This is a genomic window from Amnibacterium sp., assembly GCF_025463795.1.
Lineage (GTDB): Bacteria > Actinomycetota > Actinomycetes > Actinomycetales > Microbacteriaceae > Amnibacterium.
Genome location: NZ_JAODBE010000146.1, coordinates 1 through 10,991, shown reverse-complemented (window position 1 = coordinate 10,991; position 10,991 = coordinate 1). Strand labels below are relative to the sequence as shown.

The window sequence follows — 10,991 nt, the reverse complement described above, 5'->3', positions numbered from 1 at the left end:
CACGCGGACGGCATCGTGGCTGGACGTCGGTGTCGCGGGCGCTTGGCACGTCGCGGTGATCGCCGCCGGGTTCTTCGGGCCCGCCACCGGGGCGTTCGCCGCACTCTCGGTCGCCCTGGGGATCGCCGCGTTCGCGAGCGTCGCCTGGCAGCTCGTGCAGGAGACGCGCAAGCGCGTCCGCCGGGTGTTCGAGACGATCCAGCGCGGTGCCGTCCCCTCTGGCACTCCGGGGGCGAAGCAGGCGCCCCTCGACGCGGGCGAATACCTCGTGATCCGGCCTTCCGAGCCGCCCCGCTGATCCTCGAATTGCCTGTTGGTGTTCTCATTCGGGCCGGATCAGGACATCAAGCGGCATTTCGACCGCACCGGGGCCGGAATCCTCGCGCGTTGCAGGATTCCGTCGCGCTGTGACAGAATTGACGATCGTGCCGCGGCCGGTTCTGCCGCAGGGGAACCAGCTTCTTCCGCGGCCTTCTCTCTGACATCTCCCGGTCGGGCGCCGATGCGTGCCGGCCGACGACGAGCAGTCGACCTGTGGCGGCTGCAGGAAGTGAATCTCCCATGACCAACCTTCTCGACCAGGTCGACGCAGCATCGCTGCGCACCGACGTCCCGGACTTCCGCCCCGGCGACACCGTCAAGGTGCACGTCAACATCGTCGAAGGCAACCGCAGCCGCGTCCAGGTCTTCCAGGGCGTCGTCATCCGCCGTCACGGCGAGGGCGTCCGCGAGACCTTCACGGTCCGCAAGATCAGCTTCCAGGTCGGCGTCGAGCGCACCTTCCCGGTGCACTCGCCGGTTCTCGACCACATCGAGGTCGTCACCCGCGGTGACGTCCGTCGCGCGAAGCTGTACTACCTCCGCGGTCTCCGCGGCAAGAAGGCGAAGATCCGCGAGAAGCGCGACGCCTGACGCCGCGTCCGATCGGGTGGGGCGGCCGCGCCGCTCCGCCTGACGGCCCAGTTCGAGCCGCGACGTACACTGGCCCGCGGCACGGACCGTCCTCGCGTGCCAGGGAGGCCCGGATCGTGACCGACAGCCCTCCGCAGACCGTCGCGGAGCGGCGCCCTCGCCGGGCCGATCGGAAGCGCAACCGCAACCGCGGCGCCGGCGCGTTCCTGCGGGATCTCGTCGTGATCGTCGTCGTGGCGGTCGTCGCGTCGTTCCTGATCAAGACCTTCCTCGTCCGCTCGTTCTACATCCCGTCCGAGTCGATGGAGAACACGCTGCAGGTCAACGACCGCATCCTCGTCGACGAGCTGGTGCCCGGCGTGATACCGCTTCAGCGGGGCGACGTCGTCGTGTTCAAGGACCCCGGGGGATGGCTCGAGACCGCGGTCGCGCCCCCGCAGGGACCGATCGCCGCCGCGGCCGACCAGTTGCTCTCGCTCGTCGGCCTCTCCGCGCAGGACGCGAACGATCACCTGATCAAGCGGGTGATCGGCTTGCCGGGCGACCATGTCACGTGCTGCAACGCGCTCGGCCAGATGAGCGTCAACGGCACCCCGCTCGACGAGCCCTACGTGCTGCATCAGCCGGGCACGACCGCCGCTTCCGGCACGCCGTTCGACGTGGTCGTGCCCTCGGACGATCTCTGGGTGATGGGCGACAACCGCTACAACTCGAAGGACTCCCGCTACAACACGGACCAGCGCGACCACGGCTTCGTGCCGATCAAGGACGTCGTCGGCCGGGCGTTCGTCATCTCCTGGCCCCTCGGGCGCTGGTCCGTGCTCTCGAACTACCCCGACACCTTCGCCGGGGTCGGGAAGAACGGCGGATGAGCGGTCGTCCGCCGGGCCTCGCACTCGAGCGGTCGCTGGCCGAGACCGCGACCGTCGTGATCGGCTGCGACGAGGTCGGGCGCGGTGCGATCGCGGGCCCGCTCGGGGTCGGCGTCGCGGTGCTGGATCCGAGCCGGAAGCGCATCCCGCCGGGTCTGCGCGACTCGAAGCTGCTGCCCGAGCCCGTCCGGGTCGCCCTCGCTCCGCGTGTCGCGGACTGGGCGGCCGCCTCCGCCGTCGGGCTCGCCACCAACGCGGAGATCGACGGGCAGGGCCTCACCCGGGCGCTCGGGCTCGCCGGCGCCCGCGCGCTCGTCGCGCTCGGTACGGCGCTGGACGGCGCCGTGGTGGTGCTCGACGGCAACTGGGACTACCTCACGCCCGGCCTCGTGGCCCTGGGTGTCGTGGCACGGCCCCGCGTCGTGACGAGGATCAAGGCGGACCGCGACTGCGCGACCGTGTCGGCCGCGTCCGTGCTGGCGAAGGTGCACCGCGACGGGCTCATGATCGAGCGGCACGAGCAGCACCCGATCTACGGCTGGCGGAGCAACAAGGGCTACGCCTCCCGCGGCCACTACGCCGCCATCCGCGAGCACGGCCCGTGCGACTGGCACCGCACCACCTGGCTGCACGGCGTTCCCGAGGATGCGCGTGAGCAGCCCGACGAGCCGGTCCTGCGACCGTAGACTTGGCGCGATGGACGACGACGAGATCGAGGACTACGACCGCGAGGTCGAGCTGGCCCTGTATCGCGAGTACCGCGACGTGGTCAGCCAGTTCAAGTACGTCGTCGAGACCGAGCGGCGCTTCTACCTCGCGAACGAGGTCGAGCTCACCCGCAGGGACACCGAGCACGACTTCTACTTCGAGCTGCAGATGCACGACGTGTGGGTCTGGGACGTGTACCGAGCCGACCGCTTCGTGAAGAGCGTGCGCGTGCTCACCTTCAAGGACGTCAACGTCGAGGAGCTGTCCGCCAAGGAGCTGGAGCTGCCCCAGGAGCTCGCGCTCGACGAGTAGTCCCGCTCCCGGGCACGTCAGCACGTCAGCAGGACCATCTCGGTCCGGCAGGACGAATCGGCCGTTCTCGTCCTGCTGAAGCCCATTCGCCCTGCTGAAGTGCTCGGAGCGGGGCGGCGTGTCGGCCCACGGGCCGGCATGGACGGCGTGTCGGGCCCGGTCCGTCCGCTTCAATGGATGCCGACGACGGCGTCACCTTCCCGCGCTGCAGAGCGCCTCGGCCGGATGCCCGGTCGCCACCCTCGACTCCGATCGGTGCTCCGTGTCCGCGCGTGCGTCCTCGCCCTCCGTCCTCCCGCCGTTCCCGTGGGTCGGCCTGCTGACCCTCGCGGGCGCGATCTTCGTGTCGGTGACGAGCGAGTTCCTGCCCACCGGCCTGCTGCCCGACATGGCGGCCGGGCTCGGGGTGGGCGTGGCGACCACGGGCCTGCTCGTCGCGATCTTCGCCGGCACCGTCGTCGCGGCCACCACGACCCTCACGACCCTCACGAGGCGCTTCTCACGGAAACGCCTGGTGATCGTCGTGCTCGCGGTGATCGCCGTCGCGAACGTGCTGGCCGGACTCGCCCCGACGTTCGGCGTGCTCGTCGGGGCGCGGATCCTCGGCGGCGCCGCGCACGGCCTGTTCTGGGGCGTCGTCGCCACCTATCCGTCCTACCTCGTCGCGGGCAAGCGGCTCGGCCGCGCCATCGCGATCACCTCCGCCGGCGCATCCGCGGCGTTCGTCCTCGGTGTGCCGGTCGGCACGGCGATCGGGCGCGCGCTCGGCTGGCGGGCGGCGTTCCTGCTGATCGGCGGGATCGTGCTCGTGCTCGCCCTCGTGGTGCTGCTCTTCCTGCCGCCCGTGCAGCACCGCCAGCCGCTCGCGACCGGGGAGATCCCGCTGCCGCTGCGGAACGACCGGTCGATGCGCGGCGTGATCCTGCTCTGCGCGGCCATCCTCACGCTGATGATCGGCCAGAACACTCTCTCGACCTACGTGGCGCCGTGGCTGGTGGGTGCCGCGCACCTGCCGGCGGCGTCGGTGCCGATGCTGCTGTTCCTGTTCGGCGGCGCCGGTGCCGTCGGGCTGGTGCTCGCCGGCTTCGTGGCCGACCGGCTCCCGAAGCGCGGGTTCGTGGCGATGGTGCTCGTCGTGATGGCTTCGGTGCTGGTCCTCGCACTCGCGGTGCGCAGCACGCCGGTCGAGCTCGTCGCGTTCGCGGTGTGGGGCGTCGCGTTCGGGGGCGTGCCGGCGCTGCTGCAGACCCGGATGATGCGCACGGCGTCGCCCCGGACGCGGGACGTCGCCGGCGCGCTCCAGACGACGGCCTTCAACGCCGGGATCGGCGGCGGCGCGCTGCTCGGATCGCTGCTGCTCGGCACCGCCGGCCTCCCCGCGCTGCCCGTCGCGACGATCCTCTTCCTGGCGGCAGGGCTCGCGCTCGCGTTCGCGCCCGAGCTGCGGCGCTTCGGCGCCCGGCGGCTCGCCGTCGCCGACTGACGGCCGACCGATCCGGTCCATCGGCGCATCAGCGGGTCGGCCGGCCCGGGTCGACATGGGTGGGCTCATGCCGCGTCCCGGCGCAGACCGGCCTGAACACCGGAAGACACGCACATCCGCTCCTCCCCAGGCGATCCGCCTCGGCTTCGGGGGCGTCGGTGACGTCGGCCGTCCACCGACTGCGGCCGGGTCGTCGCATGCTGCGCGTCGTGAGCACGAAGGACGACCTGGGGCGGCTCGGCGAGCAGCTCGCCGCCGACCATCTGATGCGCCTCGGGTGGCGCATCCTCGATCGCAACTGGCGCTGTCCCGCCGGGGAGATCGACATCGTCGCGCTCGACGACGGCGAGCTCGTGGTCGTCGAGGTGAAGACCCGGCGCAGCCGCGCCTTCGGCGACCCGCTCGAGGGCGTGACGGATGCGAAGCTCACCCGGCTCTGCGTGCTCGCGGGCGCCTGGCGACGCGCGCATCCGGCCGTCCGCTTCGCCACCTCCCGCATCGATCTCGTCGGTGTGCTCGTGCCGGTTCGCGCGCCGGCGAGCATCGATCACCTGCGGGCCGCCGCGTGATCGGCACGCCCGGTAGGGCGACGGCGGTGGCGCTGCTCGGGCTGACCGGCCGGCTCGTCGACATCGAGGCCGCGCTCACCAACCAGAAGCCGGGCCTCAAGCTCGTCGGGCTGCCCGATGCCGCTCTCCGCGAGGCTCAGGTGCGGGTGCGCAGCGCGATCGAGCACTCGGGGTTCGAGATGCCGAGCCGGCACCTCACCGTCAACCTGTCGCCGGCCGCGCTGCCGAAGCACGGCTCCGCGTTCGACCTCGGCATCGCGGTCGCCGTGCTCGTCACGCAGGGCGTGATCGCGCCCGCAGCGGTCGACGGAGTCGTGCATCTCGGTGAGCTCGGCCTCGACGGACGGCTGCGCCCCGTCCCCGGCGTGCTGCCGTCCGTGCTCGCCGCCCGCGCGAACGGCCGGCGCACGGTCGTGGTGCCGACGGCGAACGAGGCCGAGGCCTCGCTCGTCTCAGGGGTGCGGGTCGTCGCCGTGCCCAGCCTCCGGGAGCTCGCCATCGCGCACGGTGCCGAGCTCGAGTCGGTGCCCGTCGAGCCGGTGCCGGACCGGGCGGTCGCCGCGGGGGAGCCGCCCGCGCCCGAGCTCGCCGAGGTGGTCGGCAACCCCGAGGCGGTCGAGGCGATGCTGGTCGCCGCTGCCGGCGCCCATCACGTGCTGCTCGTCGGACCACCGGGCGCCGGCAAGACGATGCTGGCGGCCCGTCTGCCTGGGCTGCTGCCCGATCTCGACGAGTCGGCGGCGCTCGAGGCGACCTGCGTCGCGTCGCTCGCCGGTGAAGCGGTGCCGGGCGGTCTTCGGCGACGGCCGCCGTGGCAGGCCCCACACCACACCGCGACCGCAGCCGCCATCGTCGGCGGCGGCAGCAGCTGGATCCGTCCGGGCGCTGCGGCGCGCGCGTCCGGTGGTGTGCTGTTCCTCGACGAGGCGCCCGAGTTCTCCGCGGCAGCGCTCGACGCGCTCCGCCAGCCGCTGGAGTCCGGCGAGATCACGGTGGAGCGCGCTGCCGTGACGGCACGCTTCCCCGGTCGGTTCCAGCTCGTGATGGCCGCGAACCCGTGCCCGTGCGGTCAGTTCGGCAGCGTGGACGGCGCCTGCACCTGCCCGGCCGCGTCGCGCCGCCGCTACCTCGACCGGCTCTCGGGGCCGTTGCTCGACCGGGTCGACATCCGGCTCCGCGTCGATCGCGTCTCCGCGGCGCAGCTGCGGTTGCGGGACGAGCGGCCGGGGCTCGACACGGCGTCGGCGCGCGCTCGCGTCCTGGCGGCGCGGGAACGGGCCGTCGCCCGGCTCACGGGGACGCCGTGGCGGGTGAACGGCGAGGTCCCGGGCCCGTGGTGGCGCGCCGGCGACCGCCGCCTGCCGCCCGACGTGCGGCAACCGCTCGACCTCGCGCTGGAACGGGGCACCCTGACCATGCGCGGGTATGACCGCACCCTGCGGCTCGCGTGGACCGTCGCCGACCTCGCGGGCGTGGTCCGCCCCGGCCGTCGGGAGCTCGGCACCGCCTTGACGCTGCGGGGAGCGGTCCGGTGAGCGCCACCCCGGGGTTCGGCGAGGCCGTCCTCCGTGCGGCGGTGGACGGAGTCCGGGCGGACGTCGAGGACGACCGCCTCGCGGAGGTGTTCGCCCTGGGTGCCTGGACCGGCATCGCCGAGCCGGGCGACGGCGTCGCGGGCGCGTTCCTCGCCGCGTTCGGCGCCGCCGACGCGCTCGCGGTCCTCGGCGGCGGCGTGCCGCCCGGCGGCCGGCGGGAGCTGCTCGAGGCGTTCGATCGCTGGCGACCTCGGTTCGACCCCGACGTCTCGCTCCGAGTCTTCCGGAACGCCGCGCACCTCGGCATCCGGTTGCTGCTGCCCGGCGACGACGTGTGGCCGGAGGGCCTCGACGATCTCCGTGTGCACGCCCCGCTCGCGCTCTGGTGCCTCGGCGACCCGGACGCCGTCCGGTCCCTTCGTCGCTCGATCGCCCTGGTGGGGGCCAGGGCCGCCACGGGGTACGGGGAGCGCGTCGCGGCCGACGCCGCCGCCGGGCTCGCCGACCGCGGCTTCTCGGTGCTGTCCGGCGCCGCGTACGGGATCGACGGCGCCGCCCATCGGGCTGCGCTCGCGAGCGGCGGCACCACCGTCGCCGTGCTGGCGGGCGGGCTCGACCGGTTCTACCCGAGCGGCCACGAGCAGCTGCTGCGACGGATCGCGGCCGAGGGCGCCGTGCTCGCCGAGCTGCCCTGCGGCTTCGCGCCCACGAAATGGCGGTTCCTCCAGCGGAACAGGTTGATCGCCGCGGCGAGCCGTGCGACCGTCGTGCTCGAGGCGGGAGCGCGGTCGGGATCCCTCAACACGGCGGGGCACGCCGCCGCGCTCGGCCGTCCGCTCGGGGCCGTGCCCGGCTCCGTCTACTCCGCGACCTCCGCGGGCTGCCACCGGCTGCTGCGCGAGTACGACGCGGTCTGCGTGCGCGACGCGGCCGACATGGCCGAGCTCGTCGCCGACGCGACGACCGAGGTGCCGCTCGACGGGCTCGAGCCGCCCGCCGACCCGGCCGAGCGCCGCGTGCTCGACGCGCTCGGCGCGAGGACGCGCCGGCTCGACGACGTCGCCCGCCGCGCCGGGCTCAGTACCGGCGAGACCGCATCGGTGCTCGCCCTGCTCGCCCTCGGGGGCGGCGCGGTGCAGACGCCCGACGGCGGCTGGCGACGGGGACGCTGACGAGGCGGCGCGCCTAGGCTGCGCCGCATGGTGGAGAGCGCCGGGGTCGCCGTCCTCGCCGTGGCGGCCGTTCTCGGCGGGATGGCCCTGCTCGCCCTGGCGGGGCGACGGGCGCGACGCGCGGGGACCGCGGGCCGGGCGATCGCCGCAGCGATGGCCGCCTACGACGAGGCCATGCACGTCACGGCGTTCGACGCGTTCGTCGAGGTGCGGCAGGAGGACGAGCGCGGCGCTGCCGCAGCGTTCCGCGACGCGGTCTGAGGTCGCTCGTCGTGCGACACTCCCATGCGCTCCCAGGTCTGCGGCCCTAGGCTCGGGCCGCTCGCTGACCGATCAAGCGGGGGGAGTGCACCGGTGGACGCGCCGCACACACTCCTCAGCGAGCGCTACCGCCTCGTCCGGGTCATCGCCGCCGGCGGCATGGGCGTCGTCTGGGAGGGCTGGGACGAGCTGCTCGAGCGGCCCGTGGCCGTCAAGCAGCTGCGCACCCAGCCCGGCGTCTCGGACGAGGAGGCCGAGACCGCCAAGAACCGGGCGATGCGCGAGGCTCGCATCGCCGCCCGCCTGCACCATCCGAACGCGGTCCCCGTGTTCGACGCGGTCGAGCAGGACGGGCAGCCGTGCCTGGTCATGCAGTACGTGCCGTCCACGCCGCTGTCGGCCCTGCTGCACGACGACGGGCCGCTGCCGCCCCGGGAGGCGGCCCGGATCGGTGCTCAGGTCGCGTCGGCCCTCGCGGCGGCGCACCGACTGGGCATCGTGCATCGCGACATCAAGCCGGGGAACGTGCTGCTCGACGAGGACGGGCGCGCCCTCATCAGCGACTTCGGTATCTCGCGGGCGCTCGGGGACACGACGCTCACGTCCACCGGCCTGGTGCACGGCACCCCGGCCTATCTCGCGCCGGAGGTCGCCCGCGGCGACGACTCGTCCTTCGCGTCGGACGTCTTCTCGCTCGGCTCAACGCTCTACGCAGCGGTCGAAGGCGCGCCGCCGTTCGGCGCCGACGCGAACTCCATCGCGGTGCTGCACCGCGTCGCGATGGGCGACTTCGCGCCGCCGCGGCACGCCGGAGCCCTCACGCCGCTCCTTCTCGACATGCTCGCGGCCGAGCCCGGCCGGCGGCCGCCGATGAGCCAGGTCGCCGCACGCCTCGACCAGCTGCGCAACTCGGCCGAATCCGAGCCGACGACCCGGCTGCGCCCGGGGCGCGACACCGAACCGGACGAGACTGCGGCCTGGGACGAGGAGAGCCGCCCGACGGCCGTCCTGCCCGTCGCGGCGGCCGCTGTCGCGGCCGCCGCCGTGCCGCCCACGGAACCGGAACCGTCGGCCGAGGTCGACCAGGACGCGGACGAGGAGCCGGACCCCGACCCGGAGGCGCTCGCCGACGAGCCCGAACCCGAACCGGAGCCGGGGGACGCGCTGCAGCAAGCGGAGGTCCTGGAACCCGGACCCGAGTCCGAGCCCGGCGACGAGGCAGGGCCGGAGGCGGAGGAGGACGAGTCGGCCCCGACGCCCGTCCCGCTCGCCGTCGAGGAGCCCACAGGCGCACCGGAGCCGACGCCCCGGACGCCCGTGCTCGGTGTGCCGGCACCACCGGAACCCGCCGTGGCGGTGCCACTCGACGCGCCCGGCGACGAGGCACCCGTGGAGGATCGCCCGCGCCGCACGGGGCTCATCGCGGTCCTCGTCGTGGTGATCCTGCTCGTGCTCGCCGCCCTGATCGCCGGCGGCGTGCTGCTCGCGTCGTCCCACGGCACCGCGCCCGCGACGAGCGCGCCGCCCGCGCACTCGACCGCGCCCTCGTCACCGGCGCCCACGTCCGCCGGCCCGAGCCTGAGCCCGAGCCCCACGGCCGCCTCCCCGAGCCCGTCGCCGAGCCCGACGCCGACCGCCACCGCCGCTCCCAGCCCGAGCCCGACGGCCACGAGCGCGCCGGTCTCCGGAACCCCCACGAGCGGCCAGCTCGCCGGTGCGCTCCGCAACTACTTCGCCCTGCTCCCGGGGAACACCGACGCCGCCTGGAACCGGCTGACGCCGTCGTTCCAGCAGGGCCACGCCCAGGGCCGGGCCTACTTCGACTCGTTCTGGGGCGGCTACCGCAGCGTCACGGTCAGCGCCGTCCAGGGCGAGGCGCCGGATCGGGCCAGCGCGACTCTCACGTACGTCGCCGACGACGGGACGCGCACGGTCGAGCACGACACCTTCCGGCTCGTCCGGCAGGGCGGCGTGCTGAAGATCGACGACCAGCACACGGGCTGAGGCCGTCGGGCCCCCTGGCTATCGTGGCCGACATGAGCCGGGAGCCCACCGCGACCCATCGCATCGGCCACGTCAGCGACAGCCACTTCACGGCATCCGGGCTGCTGCACGGGCGCGTTCCCGTGACGGAGACGTTCGCCGCGGCGCTCGGCGGCCTGGAGGCGAGCGGCGTGCCCCTCGACGCCGTGATCCACACGGGCGACGTCGCGGACGAGGGGGAGGCGGACGCCTACCTCGCCGCCCGGAACGCCATCGACGCCGCGGTCGCCCGCACCGGGTGGCGCGTGCTCACGGTGCCCGGCAACCACGACGACCGCGTGGCCATGCGCGACCACCTGCTCGGGCTGGCCCCCTCGGACGAGCCGATCGACGCCGTCGTCGACGTGGCGGGGCTGCGGGTCGTGCTGCTCGACACCTCGATCCCGCGGCACGTCGAGGGCGGCCTCGACGACGACCAGCTCGACCGCCTCCGCGAGGTGCTCCGCGAGCCCGCGGAGCACGGCAGCCTGCTCGCGCTGCACCATCCGCCCGTTCCGGTGGAGGTGACGGGGCTGCAACGGCTGCACCTCACCGGGCAGGATCGGCTCGCCGCCGCGATCAAGGGCACCGACGTGCGGGCCGTGCTCGGCGGCCACCTCCACTACGCGACGACGAGCGTCTTCGCCGGGATCCCGGTCTTCGTCGCTCCCGCGACCGCGTACACGATCGCGCTTCGGGGGCCCGGGGGCGGCGTCGCGGGACTCGACGGCGGCAGGGCGGTCGGCGTGCTCACCTGCTACGACGACGGCCGCGTGGGCTACTCGCTGCTGCCCGCCGGGGGCGAGCAGATCCTCACCACCACGCCGGATGCGGCCTTCGACGGCATGGGCGTCGACGTCGAGCGCTGAGCGGGCGCATCCTGGTCGCGTGCTGCTGAGCGACGCGATCGAGGCGCATCGCGCGCACCTCGAGGACGAACGCGGCTACTCCGCACACACCGTCGGCTCGTACGGCTCCGACCTCGCGGACCTCGTCAGGTTCGCCGGCGAGCGCGACGTCGTCGAGGCCGCGGCCCTCGACCTGGAGCTGCTCCGCGACTGGCTGTGGGCCGCGAGCACCGCGGGCCTCGCCCGGGCGACCCTCGCCCGCCGGGCCGCCGCCGCCCGCAGCCTCACGGCCTGGCT

General features: G+C 74.3%; 12 protein-coding genes and 1 pseudogene. All 13 read left to right on the top strand.

Features of this window, described 5'->3' with window-relative positions:
* Positions 1-298 (top strand): annotated as a pseudogene (locus tag JWQ92_RS12650) (hypothetical protein); the annotation flags it as partial.
* A gap of 263 nt (positions 299-561) precedes the next feature.
* On the top strand, positions 562-912 hold the full coding sequence (rplS, locus tag JWQ92_RS12645) for a 50S ribosomal protein L19 (RefSeq protein ID WP_297344815.1): 351 nt from the start codon (positions 562-564) through the stop codon (positions 910-912).
* 206 nt (positions 913-1,118) lie between these two features.
* Positions 1,119-1,784 (top strand): signal peptidase I, encoded by a 666-nt coding sequence (gene lepB, locus JWQ92_RS12640; protein WP_297344816.1) that lies wholly within the window; start codon positions 1,119-1,121, stop codon positions 1,782-1,784.
* Entirely contained in the window at positions 1,781-2,470 is a 690-nt protein-coding gene (locus JWQ92_RS12635) for a ribonuclease HII (protein ID WP_297344814.1), read from the top strand. The genes lepB and JWQ92_RS12635 overlap by 4 nt, the downstream gene beginning before the upstream one ends.
* Before the next feature lie 10 nt (positions 2,471-2,480).
* Positions 2,481-2,804, top strand: coding sequence for a DUF2469 domain-containing protein (locus tag JWQ92_RS12630; protein ID WP_297344813.1), 324 nt, complete (start codon positions 2,481-2,483; stop codon positions 2,802-2,804).
* Between the two features lie 262 nt (positions 2,805-3,066).
* Entirely contained in the window at positions 3,067-4,287 is a 1,221-nt protein-coding gene (locus JWQ92_RS12625) for an MFS transporter (RefSeq protein WP_297344812.1), read from the top strand.
* Positions 4,288-4,496: 209 nt separating this feature from the next.
* Positions 4,497-4,856, top strand: coding sequence for a YraN family protein (locus JWQ92_RS12620; RefSeq protein WP_297344811.1), 360 nt, complete (start codon positions 4,497-4,499; stop codon positions 4,854-4,856).
* A complete protein-coding gene (locus tag JWQ92_RS12615; RefSeq protein ID WP_297344810.1) occupies positions 4,853-6,391 on the top strand; it encodes a YifB family Mg chelatase-like AAA ATPase in 1,539 nt (512 codons plus the stop codon). The genes JWQ92_RS12620 and JWQ92_RS12615 overlap by 4 nt, the downstream gene beginning before the upstream one ends.
* Positions 6,388-7,563, top strand: coding sequence for a DNA-processing protein DprA (gene dprA / locus JWQ92_RS12610; protein WP_297344809.1), 1,176 nt, complete (start codon positions 6,388-6,390; stop codon positions 7,561-7,563). The genes JWQ92_RS12615 and dprA overlap by 4 nt, the downstream gene beginning before the upstream one ends.
* Positions 7,564-7,590: 27 nt before the next feature.
* Positions 7,591-7,824, top strand: a complete 234-nt coding sequence (locus JWQ92_RS12605; RefSeq protein ID WP_297344808.1) for a hypothetical protein — start codon at positions 7,591-7,593, stop codon at positions 7,822-7,824.
* A 93-nt stretch (positions 7,825-7,917) separates the two neighbouring features.
* Positions 7,918-9,828 carry a serine/threonine-protein kinase gene (locus tag JWQ92_RS12600; RefSeq protein ID WP_297344807.1) on the top strand — a complete coding sequence of 637 codons (1,911 nt, stop codon included), beginning with the start codon at positions 7,918-7,920 and terminating at the stop codon, positions 9,826-9,828.
* Between the two features lie 32 nt (positions 9,829-9,860).
* Positions 9,861-10,715: a metallophosphoesterase gene (locus tag JWQ92_RS12595; RefSeq protein ID WP_297344806.1), complete on the top strand. Its 855-nt coding sequence runs from the start codon at positions 9,861-9,863 to the stop codon at positions 10,713-10,715.
* 19 nt (positions 10,716-10,734) lie between these two features.
* Positions 10,735-10,991, top strand: a 257-nt coding sequence (locus JWQ92_RS12590; protein ID WP_297344805.1) for a site-specific integrase, incomplete at its 3' end; no start/stop codon positions are given.